This is a genomic window from Caballeronia sp. 11_S32, assembly GCF_056930355.1.
In genome coordinates this window covers 1,764,401-1,784,474 of the sequence record NZ_JBXOWH010000004.1, presented here as the reverse complement: position 1 = coordinate 1,784,474, position 20,074 = coordinate 1,764,401, and the positions used below count along the sequence as shown (strand labels likewise).

Genomic DNA, 20,074 nt, shown 5'->3' with positions numbered 1-20,074 from the left:
GTCCTTTGCTCGTCTCGTCGATATTGCGTTGGAAAAAGCGCTGCCCTGCCCTCGCGCGCATGGCGTGAAGGCATATCGCAAGCTGACGCTGCGGGGAACTGCGGAAGACTCGTTCTGATCTGCTATGCGGCGAAATGAAGCATTGCGCCGACGTTGTTAAAAATAAGGTTCCATATATATCCAGGCTCGACCGATTGCGACGCGAATCTGTCCAGTTGCGACTACTGCAATAGCGCGGTGCAAGTCGATCGAACTACTTCGAATTCAGACATGCCCGATAGCCGCGAACGGGGCAGGCTCCCATACTTCCGAATCTGTAAAAAAACCGCATCCTGTTCGTTTCGCTTCAGCAATCGATACACACATGACCACCCGCTGCCTGAGCATCCTTCACGTCGACGCACCGCACGTTCTCAACAATCACAGGCACTACGCCTCTCACATGGGCTACGAGCACGCCACTGTCTCGATGACAGGCCTGCCGGGCAGCACCCACCGTCTGTTGCTCAAGTACGAAGTCATCCTGCAGCACTTGCGCCGGATGCCCGAGATGGCGCTGCTCGTCTGCATGAGTGAAGACTGCATCGTGCTCAACATGCATCCGGTCGAACCCATCGCCGATGCGCGTCAGCACGCGCTCATGGCCGTGTCCGGCAGCAGCAAGACACATCAGACCGCCGTGCAAATCTGGCGCAATACGCCGGACATTCGCGGGTTCCTCGTCGGCTGCATCGAAAAATGCAAGATCGGCGGCACCGTGCAAGAGGAAGGCGAACTGCTTTCGCCGCTCAACTACATCGAAGCGCATGGCGAACGCGGCGGCATACTGTGCACGATGCACTGCGGTCCGCGTTTCGAGCCTCACTGGGCCCGCCACGCCAATCTCTGGACGATCGTGCTCGAAGAGACGGACGCGTATGGCGGCATCCATTCGAGTTTCCGCGACGCGCTCGCCGGGCACATCAACGATTGCCAGCAAAAAGGCACGCCGCTCTTTCCGCTACCCGCGGAGTCCGTTGAACGGAACGAGGACTTCAGCGTCTACAACCCCGGCAAACCCATCGCGCTCGTCACCTACTACACGCCCAACGTGCGCGCGTACGGCGCCGTCGCGGAACGGAACATGCGCCGCTATTGCGAGCGCCACGGTTACACGCTCTATGTGTACCGCCAGACGCCCGCCGAAGTCGAGCCGGGCACGTCCGGCACATGGCTCAAGCCGTGGTTCCTGCGCAAGCATCTGCCGCATCACGAATGGATGTTCTGGGTCGATGCGGACATTCTCTTTTTCGATCAGCGCAAGCGGCTCGAGACGCTGCTCGACGGACGCGATATCGTCGCCGCGCATGACATCGGCCCGTGGGTGATCAACGCGGGCTTACTGGGCTTTCGCCGCAAGCCCGCGACGATCGCGTTCGTCGAAGAGATCTACGAGCGCGTGAGCGCCGCACCCGACAAATCGAGCACCTACGCGAACGGCGGCGACCAGACCATCATCGCGAATCTGCTCACGGAACGTCTCGGCTGGAAACTCGAAAACGGCCTCGAATGCATGAGCATCAACACGCCGTGGTATTTCCAGCAGCCGGATAGCCTGATGGTGCATTTCGTCGCGATCGTGTCGCCGCTGCGCGCGCTTTTGATGGCTGCGCAGGATCGCGCCAGCATGCAGCTCGGCTGAGCGCGTTGCGGATCCTGCCCACGCTTCACACCACTTCTGATCACTTCACCCCGAGCGCGGTCTGAACCGCTTCCAGGCCGTTCCCGCCGCTCGCCGTGGTGACTCCGTCGAGCCACGATTTCAGCAGTTCCGGATGACGCTTCAGCGCATCCGTGGCGGCGGCGTCGACATGGGCTTTCTTTTCCAGAACCTCGGTGATCACGCCGTTTTCCAGATCGACGTTGAAGGCCATCTGCTTGAACAGCCTTCCTACATTGGGGCACTGCTGCTCGTAGCCGCTGCGTGCCACCGTGTTCACCGTCGCGCCGCCGTAGTTCGGGCCGAAGTACTTGTCGCCGCCATCGAGATACGCGAGCTTGAACTTCGTGTTCATCACATGCGGCTCCCAGGCGAGAAACACGATCCACTTCTTCTCGCGCACCGCGCGCTCGACCTGAGTCAGCATCGCGGTCTCGCTCGATTCCACCACTTTCCAGTCGCCGAGGCCGAAGGCCTTGTCGTCGACCATGCGCTTGATGTTCTGATTCGCGGGCGCGCCCGGTTCGATGCCGTAGATGCGGTTATCGAACTTGTCGGCGTTCTTCGCGAGATCCGCAAACGAATGCACGCCGGCCGCCGCCACATACTCCGGCACGGCCAGCGTGAACTTGGCGTTGGAGAGGTTCGGGCGCACCACGTCGATCGACTTGTCCTCGAAGAACGGCTTCACGAGTGGCGCCTGCGCGGGCATCCAGTTGCCTAGAAAGACATCGATCTGTCCTTTCTTCATGCCCTGATACGTGATCGGCACCGACAGGTTCGCGACGTTCTGCCGATAGCCGAGCGCCTTGAGCACGATGCCGCTCATCGCGTTGGTGGCGTCGATGTCGGACCAGCCGGGCCCGGCCATGCGCACCTGCGTGCACGACTGCGGCTCGGCGGCGAACGCGTGAGAAGCCACGCAGCTGAGCGCGGCGGCGAAGAGCGCATGGATAAAGCCCTTTTTCATGGTGCGTTCCTGTCGAATATGAGGTGATGATGAGAATGCGTGCTCAATGCTCGACGGCCGGAAAGCGCGCCATCGCTTCGAGATCGTCCAGGTCGATGTGATTGCGCATATAGCGCTGACTCGCATCGACATGCGGCTGCCAGTCCCATGACTGAATCGTGCCGCGCGTCGTCGCGGCGAAATGGAAATGGCGGCGGCGCTGGCTCTTCAACACGTCTTCATGCAGCGCGTCGAGATTCCAGCGGCGCGCGATCTCCGCGCGGAACTCGGCCACTTGCGCGGCGTGACGTTCATCGCTCGCGAGATTCTCGCGCTCGAAGGGGTCGGCCTTTACATCGTAGAGCTGATCGGGATCGACGCTCGTGTGAATGAACTTGAAGCGTCCCCGCCGGATCATCACGATGGGCGCGATCGCGCCTTCCGCGAGATACTCGCCGATCGCTTCGTCATGGCCGCCGGTCTCGCGCAGATGCGGCACGAGGCTTTGGCCATCGACGCTGTCGGGCCATGCCTGCGGCGCGTCCTTGCGCGCGAGCTCGACGAGCGTCGGCAGCACATCGAGATGCGATACCGAATCCGCCACACGATGCGCGCGAAACTGCTTCGGCGCATGCACGATGAGCGGCACGCGGCAGCCGCCTTCGAAGAAGGTCATCTTGTACCAGAGGCCGCGCTCGCCGAGCATCTCGCCGTGATCCGACGTGACGACGATGATCGTGTCGTCGGCGAGACCGGCCTGCTCCAGCGCTTCGAGGATCGCGGCGAACTGATCGTCCACATACGAGACCGCGCCGTAATAGGCACGCCGCGCGTTGCGGATCTGACGCTCGGTCGGCGGTGTGCGATCCGCTTCGTACACGTGACGCAGACGCTTCGAATGCGGATCGCACGCGTCGAGCGAATCGCGATACGAAGGCATGTCGATGTCTTCATCGCGATACATGTCCCAGTACTTGCGCGGGATCGCATACGGGTCGTGCGGATGCGTCAGCGACGCGACCATCATGAAGGGCCGCGCGTCCTTGCCCGCGTTGCGCTCGCGCGCGATATCGAAGAGCTTCTGACGCGTCGTGAAGGTCACTTCGTCGTCGAAGTCGAGTTGATTGGTGCGCACGCATGGGCCCGCGTCGATCACGGAACTCATGTTGTGATACCACGTCGGACGCGCGTCGGGGTTCTGCCAGTCGGGCGTCCAGCCGAAATCGGCGGGATAGATATCGGTCGTGAGACGTTCCTCGAAACCATGCAACTGATCCGCGCCGCAGAAATGCATCTTGCCCGAGAGAATCGTGCGATAGCCTTCGGCGCGCAGATAGTGCGCGAAGGTCAGGGTTTCGGACGGGAACTCGGCGGCGTTGTCGTACGCGCCGATGTTCGAAGGCAGCTTGCCTGCGAGCAGCGAGAAGCGGGAAGGCGCGCATAGCGGGCTTGCGCAATACGCGGATTCGAACACGACGCCTTCGCGCGCGAGCGCATCGATGCGCGGCGTCTTCGTCACCCGGTTGCCGTATGCGGAGAGCGCGAAGGGCGTGAGCTGATCGGCCATCAGAACAAGGATATTTTGTTTCGTATCAAGCATGAATGCGTGCCTCGAATAGAATCCGGAACAGTAGGCTCGAATGTCGGCTGAGCCTTCGACCTCACTATTGCCGTTCAATTCGCGGCTGTGAAGACAGCAAAACGTTATGCGTTCATAAGGGGGAGTTATGCCGCGGCCGGACCGTCTGCCACCGATGCAGGCGCTACTCATGTTCGAATCCGCCGCACGCCTTGCAAGCTTCACCGCCGCGGCGCGCGAACTCGGCTCGACACAGCCCGCCGTGAGCCAGCGCGTCGTGCAACTGGAGGAGTCGCTCGGCGCGGCGCTCTTCGAGCGCGGGCATCGCGGCGTCACGCTCACGGAGGACGGCGTGCGGCTTTTCGATGCGGTGCGTCGAGGCCTCGACATCATCCGCGCGGCGACGTCCGATATCCGCTCGCGTCACGCGCAGCGCACGCTCACGCTCTCGACGGACTTCGGCTTCGCCACCTACTGGCTGATGCCGCGCCTGCCGCAATTCAAGGCGCTGATGCCCGATGTCGACGTGAAGATCATCACGTCGCAGAGCCTGCCGAGCGCATCGGGCGATCATGCGGATGTGGTGATCGCGTTCGCCGATACGCACGCCGACTGGGGCACGAAGAGCGCGGTGAAGCTCTTTCCCGAGCGGGTGACGCCGGTGTGCAGCCCGGCGCTGATCGCGGGTGGCAAGGCGCCCGTTTCGCCCGGCGATCTGCTCACGTTGCCGCTCTTGCATCTGGAGCCGACGTTTCCGGAGCGCTGGCTTTCGTGGAGCGCATGGTTCGAGGCGCATGGCCTCGCCGCACCGCCCACGCACGGCGGCTTCACGTTCAACAGCTACGCGCTCGTCACGCACGCGGCGGTGATGGGTCAGGGCGTCGCGCTGGGCTGGGCACCGCTCGTCGACGAACTGATCGCGACGGGCCAGCTCGTTGCGCTCTGCGATGCGCCGCTCGTCACCGATCGCGGCTACGTGCTCGTCACGCCGCGCGAGCCGGCCGCCGCCGTGCGCGCATTCAGCGAGTGGCTGCTGGACGAATGCGACGTCGCCGGCTGACGCTTTCGTACTAGCTGGGCGGCGTATCGCTTCTATCCGGCGGGCGCGCGTGTTTGCTTTACTAGCGAGTACGCTCGCCGCATTTCGCGGCGTTGCAACCATTCGAATGTGGAGCACGCATGGCAGCCGATTCCCGCTTTGATCAACTGGTGCTTACCGTTTCGTGCCCGAGCGCGGCGGGGCAGGTCGCCGCCATCGTCGGTTTTCTGGAGCGGCATCACGGTTATATCGACGAGCTCACCGTCTTCGACGACGACCTCTCCGGACGCTTCTTCGTGCGCTGCGTGTTTCATGGCGCGAAACCCGAGGAAGCGCTCGATCTGGCGATGTTGCAGCGCGAATTCGCGCCTATCGCCGAGCGTTTCTCGATGACCTGGGCGATGCACGATCTCGCCGTGCGGCCGAAGGTGCTCATCATGGTGTCGAAGCTCGAGCACTGTCTCGCCGATCTTTTGTTCCGCTGGCGCATGGGCGAGTTGAAGATGGATATCGTCGGGATCGGGTCGAATCATACGGATCTCGCGCATCTGGCGGAGCAGCATGGCTTGCCGTTCCATCATCTGCCGATCACCGCCGATACCAAGCCGCAGCAGGAAGCGCGTCTGCTCGATCTCTTCGAGACTTCAGGCGCTGAGTTGATGGTGCTCGCGCGTTACATGCAGATTCTTTCGGGCGAGACGAGCCGCCAGCTCGCGGGGCGCGCGATCAATATTCATCATTCGTTCTTGCCGGGGTTCAAGGGGGCGAAGCCGTATCATCAGGCGCATACGCGTGGGGTCAAGCTCATTGGCGCTACCGCGCATTTCGTCACCGACGATCTCGATGAAGGGCCGATCATCGAGCAGGAAGTCGAGCGCGTCGACCACTCTTATGGGCCGGAGAGGTTGCTTGCCACCGGGCGGGATGTGGAGTGCATTACGCTTGCACGGGCGGTGAAGGCGTTTATCGAGCGGCGCGTGTTTATCAATGGGGAGCGGACTGTGGTTTTGCGGTAAGTTTTTTGTAGCTTTTCGCTTTGCTGCGGATTTGGATTCGGCTTCTCGCCGGATCCCGTTTTCGCGTCAGTTTATTCGCGTTGCCCCTATGCGGGGCAGTGCTAATAGACCACTAAGAAAACGGGATCCGGCGAAAAAAAAGCGCCGCAGGCTTCAACCCACGGCGCCTCAGCGTCGCCCAACGCTCAAAATCCCTTTACTTAGTCCAACTCTCCACCCGATCCCCATGTGCGCTGATCCACGCATCAGCAGCCGCCTGCGGCTTCTCGCCATTCTGCGTAGCGAGCATCACGCTATCGATCTCACCCGGCTTCCACTGAAACTTCTTCAGGAAAGCCACCACCGGCGGAGCCTTCTTTTCGAGTTCTGGATTCACGACATTATCCACATGCTCAGCTTCACCAAAGACCTTCTTCGGATCCTCAAGGAACTTGAGCTTGTACTTCGCGAACATCCAATGCGGCTTCCAGCCCGTCACGATGATCGGCTTGTTGGCTGCCTCGGAGCGCGCCAGTTCCGCCGTCATCGCGCTGCCCGAGCTCGGCAGCAGCTTGTAGTCGAGGTTGTAAGCCTTGATCGCCTCGCTCGTCTTCTGCATCACGCCCGCGCCCGCATCGATGCCGACAATGCGCGAATCGAACTCCGCCTTCTTCGCCTCGAGATCGGAGAGACTGTTGACGTCGACATTCTCCGGCACGATCAGGCCGATCTTCGCATCCTGAAAGTTCGGACCGAGATTCACGACCTTGCCCTTGAAGTTGTTCCAGTACGCGCCATGCGTAACCGGCAGCCACGCGGAAAGCGTCGCGTCCAGGTCGCCGCGCGCGACGCCCTGCCACATCACGCCCGCCGCCACCGGCACGAGCTGCACCGGATAGCCGAGCTTCTTCTCGATGATGCGCGCGGCAACGTTCGATGTCGCCACACTATCGTCCCAGCCTTCAACGTAACCGATCTTGATAGTCGGCTTGTCAGCGGCGTTCGCCACAAAGCTCGCGGCGAGGGCGGCGGTCATCGCCCCAAGTACGAGCATTCTTCTCATCGGTTTCATCAGGTTTCCCCCTAAGCGGCCCCACGCCGTGTAGCGAACAGAATCACCAGCCAGAATTGATACGTAACGCGCTTTTCCGACACTCAATTGTCCAGAAACGACGCGGTTTGACGCGCACGACCCAGGACCTCACTTGTCAACGACGAGATCGCTCAAAGGCTTGCTGCAGCACAGCAGCACCATGCCCTGATCGATCTCGCGCTGACGAATGCCACCCGCATGCTTCATGCTCACTTCGCCGGACACGAGCTTCACCTTGCACGTTCCGCACATGCCCTGCGTGCACGACGAAGGCAGACGCACGCCAGCCTTCTTCGCGGCGTCGAGCACGTGTTCGCCGCCGCCGCATTCGATCTCGCGGCGGCTCTTCGCAAAGTTCACCTTGAACTTCGTGTCGATCGGAGCGGCTTCTACCGGCTCGGCTTCGACCGGCTCGGCTTCGACAGGCGCAGCTTCGACAGGCGCAGCTTCGATCGGCTCAGTCGGCGCCGGAGCGAACCCGACCGCCTCTTTACGCGCTTCGACGAAATCCGTCTGCGTGGTGAGCGCTTCAGCGACATGCGCGGTCGTAAGCTCCGCCGCAACCTCCTCGACGACGCCGAACGAGAAGCTTTCCTCGTGATAGTGCTTGCGATCGAAACCGCCTTCGTCGAGCAGATTGCGCACTGCCTTCATGTAAGGCGTGGGACCGCACGTGAAGATCTCGCGCTCCATAAAATCAGGCGCGATCAGCTTCAATAGCGGCAAGGTCAAAAAGCCCGTGACGCCCGGCCAGTTGGTGCGTGCACCCACCCGCTCGCACACGAACGACGTGCGGAAGTTCTTGTGATTCGACGCGATGAGATCGAGCTCACGCGAAAAGATGATGTCGTCCGGCGTGCGCGCGCTGTGCACGAACACGATGTCCGCATCGTCGCCGAGCTCGTGATGCGCGCGGCTCATCGACATGAGCGGCGTGATGCCCGATCCCGCCGACAGGAACAGATACTTGCGCGCCGGATGACGCGCGCACGTGAACTCGCCGGACGGCCCGAGCACGCGCACGGTTGCGCCCGCAACCATGTTGTCATGCAGCCAGTTCGACACCGGCCCGCCCGGCACGCGCTTCACCGTGATGGAGATCGTGTGCGGACGTGTCGGCGCCGACGAGATCGTGTAGCAGCGGTTGATCTGCTCCCCGTCGATCTCGAGTTCGAGCGTGATGAACTGCCCCGGCTCGAACGCAAACGTGCGTTCGCCCGGCGCCTTGAAGAAAAAGCTCTTGACGTCGTGCGTTTCCTGCCGGACGTGACAGCAGACGAGCGTCTCGTCCGTATCGCAATCCCAGCGCACGGGCAGCGTCCCCCAGAACTTCGGCTGGGTGACACGGCTGTCGGTCGGCTCGAACGTAGCCTGATCGCGCATCATGTTCTGCTCCTGCTTGCTGCTGTTCGAACGCGCTTAGCGCATGAAGGAAACGACTTTCTCGCCGTGCGATGCATCGACGCCCTGCTCCGGCGTGTTCGCATAATCGGCAAGACGTCCGATGTACCACTCGCAGAACTTCTCGACGAGCCCTTCCGTGAACGGCGAGTACGGACCCGGCTCGTACGCGTTGCTCGCGACGCCGAGCTGCGAATACTCGACGAGCGTGCGGTCCTGATCGTTCGTCGCGCGCCACACGGCGGTGAGGTTGTCGACGTTGTAGTCGATGCCCTCGCGCGCATCCTTATGCACGAGCCATTTCGTGCGCACGAGCGTTTCGCCCGACGCGAGCGGAATCACGCTGAACGTCACGATGTGATCGCTCATGAAGTGATGCCACGAGTTCGGCTGCGTCCAGAACGACAGTCCGCCCAGGTCCGCACGCTCGAAGCCGCCGAGCAGCTTCTTCGATGCGACCTTCGCATCGAGCGTCTGCGATTCGCCGTCGCGATCGAGCGGCAGGCGTTGCGTGCGAAAGCCCGTCACGAGATCGGCGAGACGCTCGATTTCAGCGGACGGCAGGCACATTGCTTCCCATTGCTTCGTGCGCTCTTCGACGGTCTTCTCGAACGCGGCCATGCCTTCCTCGTTGGCCGGCGAGCGCTGATAGCCGAAACCGTATTCATAGAGCGAAATGGTCAGCTCGGGATGGTTCGCGACGCAGTGATAGCACTCGCGGTTGTTCTCCATCGTGAGCTTCCAGTTGCCCTTCTCGACGATATCGATGCTCGCCGCGATCTTGCAGTCCTTGAGGCCGTGCGGCAGCATGTACGGCTCCATCGCTTCGCGCATCACGGCGAAGTCGGCGGGCGGCTCGTCGGCGAGGCAGATGAAGATGAGGCCCGCGAGATTCTGCACATGCACTTTCTTCAGGCTGTGCTTGCAGCGGTCGAACTGGTCGCCCATGTGCTCGGCGAACATCAGGTCGCCGGAGAGGTTGTACGTCCAGCTGTGATACGGGCACACGATATTGCCGAGCGACCCTTTCTCCTCGTTGCACAAGCGCGCGCCGCGGTGGCGGCACACGTTGTAGAACGCGCGGATTTCCATGTCGTCGTCGCGCACGATCAGGATCGAATCGTTGCCGATCTCGACCGTCGTGTAATCGCCCGGCTCGGGAATATCCGGCTCCACGGCAACCTGGATCCAGGTCTTGCGGAAAATCGCATCGAGGTCGAGCGCGTGAATCTCCGCGCTCGTATAGAACGGCGCCTCGAGCGTATGGCCCTTTTTGCGGCGTTCGATCATCGCGCGAACGTCTGCCGAAACTTTCATCGTGTGCTCCGTTTTGCGTCACGTCTGGTGCCCCGCCAAACACCTTTGAACGCGGGCTTCTGCTTTCGTATGTGGGTCGCCCGGCCGTGCCGGAAATCAATAGTCGACGAGTTGATGCTCGCGCAAATACGCCAGAATCACTTGTGCTTTTTCGACGGAACTCCCTTCAATTACGACGCTGCCGCCGCGGCTTTCCGTCGTCGTCGCGGACAGCATGCGCGAGTGGCCCGAACGCTTCTCGGGCGCAGCGAGTTTCTTCGGCTTCGCCGTGATCGCGCCTACGCTCCATGCGGTGTTTTCCCTATCTGCCGGCGCGGTCGCGGCGACGGGCGCGACATGCCCCTCGCGCATGCGCGCATAGGCATAGCGCGGCGCGGCATTGGCGAGCGGATGCACGGCGACGAGCGCGGGCAGTTGGGCGCGCACGCGGCGGCGCAAACCCTTCGGCATGAACTGGCGCACTTCCACGCCTTCCTTCGTCACGTTGACATCGACGGCCGCGCCGACGAGCGGCACGTTCAACGCATCGGCGAGCTTGTAAGGCAGCGTGCCGCTGTCGAACGCGCCCTCGGCGCGCGTGCCGGTGAACACGAGGTCGTAACCGGCGAGCCGCTGCGCGAGCGCCGCGCAGGCATCACCCTGCGTGTTCAGCACTTCGACCTTCGGCGCGCCGAGCGCGAGGTATTCCTGCAACGCGGGATTGGCCGGATCGCCCGCATGCAGCACGTCGAGTTGCGCGTGATGCGTCTTGGCGATGTCGATGGCAATGGTCAATGCGGCGGCATCGTTGCGGCTATAGCGCGCGGTGCCGCTGACCGGATGACGCCCGGTGGAAACGAGAACGGCGATCTTCATGCTGCGACTCCTTCGGCGACATGCGCCGTCTGCACGATCGAACCACCGTTCGCACGCGCGGCGCGCGCGGCGGCGGCTGCATCGGTCAGCGCCTTGATCGTTTCCTGCGTGTCCGCGACGATCGTCAGGTTCGCGCGCTTGGCAATGGGCGCGCTGGCGTCGAGATTCACGGCAATCACATGGCGGCAATCCTTGATGCCCTGCAAATGCTGCACAGCGCCCGAAATGCCGAACGCGATATACACGCTCGCCTCGACGGTCTTGCCGGTCGCACCGATCTGCTTGTCGCGCGTGAACTTGCCGTCGTCGACGGCGACGCGGCTCGCGCCGATCGCGGCGCCCAGCGTGCTCGCGAGGGTCTCGAACGCAGGGATATCGGAGACGCCGTTGCCCGCCGACACGATGAAGTCCGCCTCTTCCAGCGCGACCTGCGCGGCGTCCATCTCCTCGATGCCGAGATCGATGTAAGCACTCACTTTCGATGCCGGCACGATGCTTTCAGGACTCACCGCCTCGCCCGCGCCGACGAAGGGCAGCTTCGCATCGACGGCATTGGCTGCAAGCAAAACGACATCGGGCAAGGCACGCGATGCGATCGCGCGGCCCGCATGCGCATACGATGCGACGTGCGCGGCATCGAGCTCGACGACGTGCGTCGCGATCGATACATCGGCGCGCGCGGCGTAGCGGCGGCCGAGATCGCCGTCGCCTGTCGCGTTGTCGGGCATGAAGATGTGCGCGGGCGTGTAAGCCGCGACGCACGCCGTCAGCGCGCGCACTTCTTCGTCGGGTGCGTAATTGCGCCGGTCGAAAGCGGGCAGTTCGATGAAACGGTCCGCGCCCAGCGCGGCGGCATCGTCCTTGAACTCGCCGAACGCGACCAGCACGACTTCCGTCTGATCATCCGCGAGCAACGCGGCGGCGGCCAATGCCTGGCGTGCGTGATCGTCGAGCGCGCCGCGGTCCGTGTGCGCCGCGACGAGCAGCGAGCGCGTGGCGGGCTTCGTCGTGCGGCGCGGCTTCACGGCTTCCTTGTGGCCGCCATGCGCGAAATCGAGCACGACGCCATTGCCGACTTCACCGAGCGTGATGCGCTTCAGTCCCGCCGCCGTGACGATGAACGGACGGCGCGGATCGATTCGTTTGATGTCGTTCATTGCTTTACTCCAGCGCGGCGGCAACGAGCTCCGCCACGTCGAGCACTTCGGGACGAGGACCGACCACGCCTTCGAGCATCGCGGTGCATTGCGGGCAACCGACGGCGACCACTTCCGCACCGATCGACTTCGCATCGGCGATACGGATATCGGGAATGCGCTGCTTGCCGGGGATATCGGTCAACGGCGCGCCGCCGCCACCGCCGCAGCATCGCGCACGCATGCCGTGACGCTCCATCTCGACGACCTTGATGCCGATGGTCTTCAGCAGCTTGCGCGGCGCTTCCGTCTCGCCGTTGTAGCGGCCGAGATAACACGGATCGTGATACGTGATCTTCTTGTCGTTGAACACGGCGGCGGCCTTCGGCGTGAGCTTGCCGTTCGCGACGAGTTCCGCCATGAACGCCGTGTGATGCTGCACTTCGTAATAGCCGCCGAGCGCGCGATACTCGTTGCGCAGGCTGTGCAGCACGTGCGGGTCGGCCGTGACGATGCGACGGAACTGATACTGCGACAGCGTGTTCATCAGCTTCGACGCGCATTGCTGGAACGTGGCTTCATCCCCCAGACGCCGCGCGGTATCGCCCGTATCCGTTTCCGCGCCGCCGAGCACCGCGTAATCCACGCCCGCCTTGTTCATGACCTTGGCGAGCGCGCGCAGCGTGCGCTGATAACGCATGTCGAACGCGCCTTCGCCGGCGATCAGCAGCACATCCACGGGACGTCCCGGCTGCGCGACCTGCACCTGCAGATCCACCGACCAGTCGTAACGCGCACCGATGTCATAGCCGTTCTGGCTGCCCGTCTCACGCAGATTCGCGAGCGTGATCGGACCTTTGCCCGGCACATTGCCTTCGACGAGCGTCTGGTTGCGGCGCATGTCGACGATCGCATCGACGTGCTCGATCAGCATCGGGCACTCCTGCACGCAGGCGCGGCAAGTGGTGCAGGACCAGATCGTGTCCGCTTCGATCATCTGCGAGATCAGCGGCTTGGCCGGACCGCCCGAATGCCTGCCGACCGGAATGCCGGGCGTCGGGCTGCCCGCGTATTGCGAGTCGGAACCGCCGACCATGCCGACGACGAGATCCTGAATCAGCTTCTTCGGATTGAGCGGCTGGCCCGATGCGAACGCGGGGCACGCGGCTTCGCACTTGCCGCACTGCACGCAGGCATCGAAGCTCAGCAGCTGATTCCAGCGGAACTCGACCGGCTTGCCGACGCCATATTCCTTCGCATCGAGCACGGGCTTTTTCAGGGCCGTCGGCGGCACGACTTCCTGGCCGGTCTTTTCCTTGAAGCGCTCCTGGCGCGGATGAAACGCGAGATGCAGCAGACCCGCCATGGCGTGCTTCATCGGGCCGCCTTGCGCCGCGCCGAAAGTCATCGTCCAGGCGCCCGCCGCGATCAGCAATGCGACGATGATCGCGAGCGCGCCGGACATCCACGACGCGGGCAGCAGCATGAACAACGCGAGGCCGAGCGCGAACGAGCCGAGCAGCAAGGGCAGGCTGTCCCACGGTCCATGCGACAGACGCGCGGGCACGTTCTTCGCGCGGCGGCGCTTGTACACGAACACCGCACCGACGAGCATGATGATCGCCGCGATGAAGATCGCGCGGTCGAGCCACGGCGAGTAGATCGCGAGACCGTAGTTGATGAAGACGAGCGCCATCGCGAGAATCGCGCCGCCGGCAGTGGCGACGTGCGTCTTCGCGATATACGGATCGCGCGCCACGACATGATGCAGATCCACGAAATAGCGCTTGGGGATGGTGAGCAGATTCGCCCATCCGTACACGCCCGCCGCGGTCGCGCGGCCTTCGCGCCAGTAGGCTGCGCGCTTGAGCAAGGCGAACGCGAGGCCCGCCATCGAAAGCCACAGCAGCGCGGTGATGACAAACACGGGGTTCATCGTCCAATACCCTCGTCAGAAGTCTTTGCAGAGGCGCAGCGAATCGTAGATCGCGCTGTGGATGTTGTGCATCGAGATGCAGTCGCCGACGCGGAACAGCAGGAAGCGTCCGTTGCCGAGCGTTTCGCTCAGGGACGGCTGCGGCTGCGACGCGAAGAGCGCGTGCACATCGACCTGCCCGCGATTGAGCGACTCGGGCTTGAGCTTCCAGTAGAGCGCGTCGTTCGGCGTGATGCCGTTCTCGATGACGACCTGATCCACCGCGCGCTCTTCCTGCTCTTCCGTGTACTCGTTGCGGATCACGGCGATCTTCTTGCCGTCTTCCTCGTACACCTTGTCGAGCCAGTAGTTCGGCGTATGGATCACGCCTTGCGCATAGAGACGGCGATAGAAGATCGGGAACGTCGTGCCGCCGGTGTCGTCGGCGACCTTCACATCAGGCGTGACGATCTCGACGTTATTGCCCTTCGACGCGATGAAGTCCGCGACGCCCGCGCCCGCATGCGTGGACACGCCGTCATAGACGAGCACGTTCTTGCCCGGCTCGACCTTGCCCGAGAGAATGTCCCACGAGCTGACCGCAAGACCCTGCTCCACGCCCCACGCGGGCACCTGATTCGTGAACGACGAGCCGCCCGTCGCGAGCACGACGATGTCCGGCTTCTCGGCCATGATCATCTTGTCGTCCGCGGCGACACCGAGACGGCGATCGACACCGAGACGCTTCGTCTCCATGTCGAACCAGCGCACGATGCCGGCCATCTGTTCGCGCTGCGGCGCCTTCGCGGCGAGCATGATCTGGCCGCCGACGTAATCGTTCTTCTCGAACAGGACGACGTCATGACCACGCGAACGCGCGACGCGTGCCGCTTCGAGGCCCGCGGGACCCGCGCCGACCACGACGACCTTACGCTTAGCCCCGCGCGTCTTCTCGATCACATGCGGCATCGTCTCTTCGCGCGATGTCGCCGCGTTTTGCACACACAGCACATCGAGGCCGTTGTACTGACGGTCGATGCAATAGTTGGCGCCGACGCACTGCTTGATTTCATCTTCACGGCCATCGCGGATCTTGATGACCATGTGAGGATCGGCGATCTGCGCGCGCGTCATGCCGACGAGATCGACCATGCCGTTCGCGAGCAGACGCTCGGCCTGACCCGCATCGCGAATGCTTTGCGCGTGCATGATCGGCAGCTTCACGACCGACTTGATGCCCGCCGCGAGATGCACGAACGGCTCGGGCGGCAGCGCCATCGGCGGCATGCAGTTGGCGAGCGTGTTGTGCGTGTCCGCGCCGGAACCGATCACGCCGACGTAATCGATGAGGCCGCTTTCAGACATCGCCTGAGCGATCTCCTTCAGGTTCTCGTGCGAGAGACCGTCTTCATGAAACTCGTCGCCGCACATGCGCAAGCCAACGCAGAAGTCCTTGCCCACTTCTTCACGCACGGCCTGCAGCACTTCCACGCCGAAGCGCAGACGGTTTTCGAGCGATCCGCCCCATTCGTCCGTGCGGAAGTTGGTGCGCGGGCTCCAGAACTGGTCGATCAAATGCTGGTGCGCCGCCGAAATCTCGATGCCGTCCATGCCCGCATCCTTCACGCGCTTCGCGGCCGCCGCGAAGTCCTGAATGATGCGCTTGATCTCTTCCACTTCGATGATCTTCGCGTTGCCGCGATGCACCGGCTCGCGCACACCCGACGGCGACATCAGATGCGGCCAGTGCTCGCCGTGCCATGCGGAACGGCGGCCCATGTGCGTCGCCTGGATCATGATGAACGCGCCATGGCGATGCATCGCTTCGGCGAGACGCGAAAGCGGGTCGATGACCTTATCGGTCGCGAGGTTCACCGACTTCCACCAGCCTTGCGGGCTGTCGATCGACACGGGACTCGAACCGCCGCACACGGCAAGGCCGACGCCGCCCTTCGCCTTCTCCTCGTAGTAACGGATATAGCGGTCGCCGGGCAAGCCGCCCGGTTCGGCATAGACCTCCGCGTGCGCGGTGCTGACGATGCGGTTACGCAGGGTCAGCTTGTTCAGCTGAAGAGGCTTGAAAAGGTTCGGGTAACGCATTGCGATCGACCTCGGAATGGTTTTACATGCAACTACTTTGCCGCGTTGTCTCCGACGCGGTTAAGCCAGTGGCGACACTTCGAACACGCAGTGATCGTGTCCCTCGGCCGCGCATTGCGTCTCGACGGATTTGGAGCGCGGGCCCTTCTTCGCGCTGTCGGGCGCGGTGTCGTTCACCCAGTCCATCGCGCCGGCGAACCAGCCCGCGAACATGTAGCAGAGCTTGCCCTGCTTGCCCGGCTGCTGGAGCACGAACGACGAGTTACGCAGATGAATGCGCGCATACGAAGTCGCCGGATCGGCTTCGACGATGTCGAACAGACCCCAGCCGCGTTGCGACAGGCGCTTCAGGTAATGCTCGAACACGGCCATGCCGGCGATGCCGTGCTTCTCCGCTTCCTTGTCGCACCAGTGATAGGCGGACTTGTAGCCGGCCTTGTAGAGAATCTCGGCATACGTCTCGAGGCCGAGCGCTTCCTCGACGGCGACATGATTGTTGGTGAAGAAATGGCGCGGCACGTAAAGCATCGGCAGCGCGTCGGTGGTCCATACGCCGGTTTGCGGATCGACGTCGATAGGCAGTTGGGGTTGCATCGCAGGGTTCCTTTATAGTTGTCGTTGCTCTCAGACGTTCCAGACTTCGCCGAAATAGCGCAGCCAGTTTTCGCCCATCACCTTCTTGATGCGCGATTCGCTCCAGCCGGCCTTTTCCATCGCCGCGGTCAGGTTCGGAAACTCGCCGATCGTGCGGATGCCTTCGGGGTTCACGACCTTGCCGAAGTTCGTCAGACGGCGATAACGGCCCTTATCGTGCGTGATCCAGTCGAAGAATTCGGTGCTGTAGCCTTGCGTGAAGTCCGTGCCAATGCCCACCTTGTCTTCGCCGATCACATCGATCGTGTATTCGATCGCTTCGAGATAATCCTCGACGGTCGCGTCCGGGCCTTTCTTCAGGAACGGCGAGAACATCGTCACGCCGACGAAGCCGTTCGCATCGGCGATCTCGCGCAGCTGATCGTCCGTCTTGTTGCGCGGATGATCCTTGAGGCCCGACGGGCAGCAGTGCGAATACGTGACGGGCTTCTTCGAGCAGGCGATCGCATCGGAAGAAGTCTTCGCGCCGACGTGCGAGAGATCCACCACGATGCCGACGCGGTTCATTTCCTGAATCACTTCGCGGCCGTAGCCGGACAGGCCGCCATCGGCTTCATAGCAACCCGTGCCCACGAGGTTTTGCGTGTTGTAGCAAAGCTGGACCACGTTCACGCCCAGTTCCTTGAACACTTCGATATAGCCGAGGTTGTCCTCGAACGCATACGAGTTCTGAAAGCCGAAGATGATGCCGGTCTTGTTCTCTTTCTTCGCGCGCAGGATGTCATCGGTCGTGCGCACGAGCGTGAGAATTTCGCTGTATTCGCGGATCTGCTGCTTCATTTCCGCGATGTTGTCGATGGTCTTCTGGAAGTCTTCCCAGACCGAGACAGTGCAGTTCACGGCGGTGACCTTGCCCTTTCTCATGTCCTCGAACACGGAGCGTTCGAACTTCGAGATATTCAGTCCGTCGATGATGATGCTGTTGTCGTGCAGGGTGCTCATCCTGATGTGCTCCGTGTCGCTTGGTAGAGGGGGTTCGCGCGGCGCGAAAGAACTGTCGTTCGACTCGGGCCTGACAGGGCTTCCAGCGTTTCGTCGAGGGCTTTGTCGTTGCGTCTATTCTTGTCTTTCGCCCTGCCGGTCAATTTACGAATTTAGACGTGTTCTTTACCTTTTCCGACATGCGCGTCTGTTTTCGACAAGTGGCGAATTCAGATTCGGTGTAGCGCATTCCCTTAGGCTTTCTGCTGCACTGCGCCGGAACGATCGTGCGCTTCAGGAGTGCATTCCTTTACCCGTCTGGCCCCGCCCCGGTGCGCGGATGGGGCAAAGCATGAGCAGTGCCTCATGCTGCTCAGGGTTTCGCCTGATGGCATGGTAGTTGCACTCGAAACCAAAATTGCAGAAGTAGCAAAGCGCCGCGCATGACGGCGCCAATCAATAGATTCCAAGGAATCAGTTCTCACATGTCCTCCGATCGCACGGCGTCGCTGTCGCACTTCGCGTTCATGCCGCTCCCCAACTTCACGATGATCGCGTTCACCAATGCGATCGAAGTCCTGCGCATGGCGAACTACCTGACGGGGCAGCCGCTTTATCGATGGTCGATCGTGAGTCCCGATGGCGGCCCGGTGACGGCGAGCAACGGGCTTTCCGTCGATACCGGTCCGGTGGATTGCGTGGGGCAGCCTGACATCGTGTTCGTGGTCGGCGGCATCGACGTGCAGCGTTCGACCACGCCCGAGCATCTTTCCGCCTTGCGCCGCTTCGCGCGCACGGGCAGCGTGCTCGGCTCCCTGTGCACCGGCACCTATGCACTGGCGCGCGCGGGCCTGCTCGCCGGCTATGCATGCGCGATTCACTGGGAGAACATGTCGGCGCTTAAAGAAGAGTTTCCCGACACGCGCTTTCTCAAAGAGCTGTTCGTGGTCGATCGCGATCGCGTTACGTGCACGGGCGGCGTCGCGCCGCTGGACATGATGCTCAACCTGATCGCGGCGCGCGTCGGCACGGCGCGGGTCACGCAGATTGCGGAGCAGTTCATCGTCGAGCATGTGCGCGATACGAGCGCGCAGCAGCGCATGCCTTTGGTCGCGCGTCTGGGGTCGGCGAACAAGTCGCTTTTCGAAGTCATCTCGCTGATGGAGAACAACATCGAAGAGCCTTTGTCGCGCGAGGAACTGGCGCGGCTGGCGAATATGTCGCAACGGCAGTTGCAGCGGCTTTTCCGCGAGCATCTGGGCATGACGCCGACGCATTACTATCTGACGTTACGGCTGCGGCGCGCGCGCGAGTTGCTGCTGCAGACCGATATGTCGATCATGCACATCACGATGGCGTGCGGCTTCCAGTCCGCCTGTCATTTCTCGAAGAGCTATCGCGACGCGTTCGGCACGGCGCCGACGCGGGAGCGCCGAAAGCAGGTTCCGCCTTTGTCTCCCGTCCCTGCGATGGTTGCCTGAGCGATCGGTCAGATCGCCATGCGAAGCCGCGTTTCGCAGACTTCGCATCCGCCGACCCGTTCCGTCCGGAACACGCCATCCAGAGCGAAGCCGAGCGCCTTGTAGAAGCGCAGGCCTTGCACGTTTTCCTCGAGCGCCCAGAGCGTCATTTCCCGATAGCCTTCGCTTGCCGCGGCGTTGATCGCTTCATCGATCAACATGCGGCCCGCGCCTTTGCGCCAATACGCCGGATCGATGTAGATGGCTTCGATTTCGGCGTCCGTTTCACGCCTGTCGTGGTCGCGCGAGGCGCCCCATGCGATCCAGCCCAGCGCGACGTCGTTGCGCTGCGCCAGCATTACGCGGGGCATACCGCGCGCGATCAGCGCGGTCCATAGCGCCTGACGCTTCGGAATGGAAAGCGAATTGAGGTATTCGGCGGGAAAGATCGAACGATAGGCGGCCTGCCAGGCCTTGACGTGGATGCGGGCGATCTCCGCGGCATCGGAGGGGAGCGCGAGGCGCACGGAGAGCGCAGTGCGGAGGTAATCGGCGGTCATGGGGTAAGTATGACGCTGATTTTGGGGGATTTGGTGGGGCGACGGGTTTTCGTTTCGCCGGATTCCCGTGTTCGTGTCGGTCTATTGGTGTTGCCCTTGGGCCGGGCCTCCTGCGTGCGCTTTCATGAAATCCTGTTTTCGTGTCGGTCTATTGGCGTTGCCCCTATGCGGGGCGGCAGTCACTTTCTTTGCTGCTGCAAAGAAAGTAACCAAAGAAACAGCTATCCCCATCTAAAGTACTTCACACCGGCCCCGGCACAGAAGATGGTATGTGGTCCGGCAGTAGCGAGTGCCCTCAAAGGTCTAATCGGGCTTGGACCGCGCACGGTCTGACACGCCAGAACATTAAGCGCGCTGGTTCAGCACCAAATAGCTCCGGCACAGCGCTACGCGCTGCCGCC

At 62.4% G+C, this 20,074-nt stretch carries 16 protein-coding genes; 4 read left to right on the top strand and 12 right to left on the bottom strand.

Translation table 11 applies throughout. The annotated features are described in order from the left end of the window. The first annotated feature begins 364 nt into the window (after window positions 1-364). Window positions 365-1,681: a hypothetical protein gene (locus AC1Z32_RS34385; protein ID WP_483483260.1), complete on the top strand. Its 1,317-nt coding sequence runs from the start codon at window positions 365-367 to the stop codon at window positions 1,679-1,681. Between the two features lie 40 nt (window positions 1,682-1,721). Here AC1Z32_RS34385 and AC1Z32_RS34380 read toward each other — a convergent pair whose 3' ends face one another. Continuing rightward, a complete protein-coding gene (locus tag AC1Z32_RS34380) occupies window positions 1,722-2,669 on the bottom strand; it encodes a choline ABC transporter substrate-binding protein (RefSeq protein WP_483483259.1) in 948 nt (315 codons plus the stop codon). A 43-nt stretch (window positions 2,670-2,712) separates the two neighbouring features. Beyond that, entirely contained in the window at window positions 2,713-4,248 is a 1,536-nt protein-coding gene (gene betC, locus AC1Z32_RS34375) for a choline-sulfatase (protein ID WP_483483258.1), read from the bottom strand. Window positions 4,249-4,375: 127 nt separating this feature from the next. Between betC and AC1Z32_RS34370 the strand changes: the two genes are divergently transcribed. Continuing rightward, window positions 4,376-5,287, top strand: a complete 912-nt coding sequence (locus AC1Z32_RS34370; protein WP_483483257.1) for a choline sulfate utilization transcriptional regulator — start codon at window positions 4,376-4,378, stop codon at window positions 5,285-5,287. Window positions 5,288-5,406: 119 nt separating this feature from the next. Further along, entirely contained in the window at window positions 5,407-6,282 is an 876-nt protein-coding gene (purU, locus tag AC1Z32_RS34365; RefSeq protein ID WP_483483256.1) for a formyltetrahydrofolate deformylase, read from the top strand. A 196-nt stretch (window positions 6,283-6,478) separates the two neighbouring features. On the opposite strand, the gene AC1Z32_RS34360 is transcribed toward purU, so the two are convergent. The 9 genes from AC1Z32_RS34360 to AC1Z32_RS34320 form a co-directional block, all read right to left on the bottom strand. After that, entirely contained in the window at window positions 6,479-7,333 is an 855-nt protein-coding gene (locus AC1Z32_RS34360) for a glycine betaine ABC transporter substrate-binding protein (RefSeq protein WP_483483255.1), read from the bottom strand. 129 nt (window positions 7,334-7,462) lie between these two features. After that, a complete protein-coding gene (locus tag AC1Z32_RS34355) occupies window positions 7,463-8,740 on the bottom strand; it encodes an FAD-binding oxidoreductase (protein ID WP_483483254.1) in 1,278 nt (425 codons plus the stop codon). A gap of 33 nt (window positions 8,741-8,773) precedes the next feature. After that, window positions 8,774-10,072 carry an aromatic ring-hydroxylating oxygenase subunit alpha gene (locus tag AC1Z32_RS34350; RefSeq protein WP_483483253.1) on the bottom strand — a complete coding sequence of 433 codons (1,299 nt, stop codon included), beginning with the start codon at window positions 10,070-10,072 and terminating at the stop codon, window positions 8,774-8,776. Between the two features lie 96 nt (window positions 10,073-10,168). After that, a complete protein-coding gene (locus tag AC1Z32_RS34345; protein WP_483483252.1) occupies window positions 10,169-10,927 on the bottom strand; it encodes an electron transfer flavoprotein subunit beta/FixA family protein in 759 nt (252 codons plus the stop codon). After that, on the bottom strand, window positions 10,924-12,084 hold the full coding sequence (locus AC1Z32_RS34340; RefSeq protein ID WP_483483251.1) for an electron transfer flavoprotein subunit alpha/FixB family protein: 1,161 nt from the start codon (window positions 12,082-12,084) through the stop codon (window positions 10,924-10,926). Before AC1Z32_RS34340 ends, AC1Z32_RS34345 begins: the two co-directional genes overlap by 4 nt. Window positions 12,085-12,088: 4 nt before the next feature. Then, a complete protein-coding gene (locus AC1Z32_RS34335; RefSeq protein ID WP_483483250.1) occupies window positions 12,089-13,999 on the bottom strand; it encodes a (Fe-S)-binding protein in 1,911 nt (636 codons plus the stop codon). Between the two features lie 15 nt (window positions 14,000-14,014). Next, the gene (locus AC1Z32_RS34330) at window positions 14,015-16,078 is read right to left on the bottom strand and encodes an oxidoreductase (RefSeq protein ID WP_483483249.1); all 2,064 of its coding nucleotides are present in this window, start codon (window positions 16,076-16,078) and stop codon (window positions 14,015-14,017) included. A 60-nt stretch (window positions 16,079-16,138) separates the two neighbouring features. Further along, window positions 16,139-16,672: a DUF5943 domain-containing protein gene (locus tag AC1Z32_RS34325; RefSeq protein ID WP_062609455.1), complete on the bottom strand. Its 534-nt coding sequence runs from the start codon at window positions 16,670-16,672 to the stop codon at window positions 16,139-16,141. A gap of 30 nt (window positions 16,673-16,702) precedes the next feature. Next, window positions 16,703-17,674, bottom strand: coding sequence for a dipeptidase (locus tag AC1Z32_RS34320; RefSeq protein WP_483483248.1), 972 nt, complete (start codon window positions 17,672-17,674; stop codon window positions 16,703-16,705). 464 nt (window positions 17,675-18,138) lie between these two features. Here AC1Z32_RS34320 and AC1Z32_RS34315 point away from each other — a divergent pair, with 464 nt between their 5' ends. Further along, window positions 18,139-19,134 carry a GlxA family transcriptional regulator gene (locus AC1Z32_RS34315; protein ID WP_483483247.1) on the top strand — a complete coding sequence of 332 codons (996 nt, stop codon included), beginning with the start codon at window positions 18,139-18,141 and terminating at the stop codon, window positions 19,132-19,134. Between the two features lie 8 nt (window positions 19,135-19,142). On the opposite strand, the gene AC1Z32_RS34310 is transcribed toward AC1Z32_RS34315, so the two are convergent. Next, complete coding sequence (locus tag AC1Z32_RS34310; RefSeq protein WP_483483246.1) at window positions 19,143-19,673, bottom strand: N-acetyltransferase family protein; 531 nt, start codon at window positions 19,671-19,673, stop codon at window positions 19,143-19,145. Window positions 19,674-20,074: the final 401 nt, after the last annotated feature.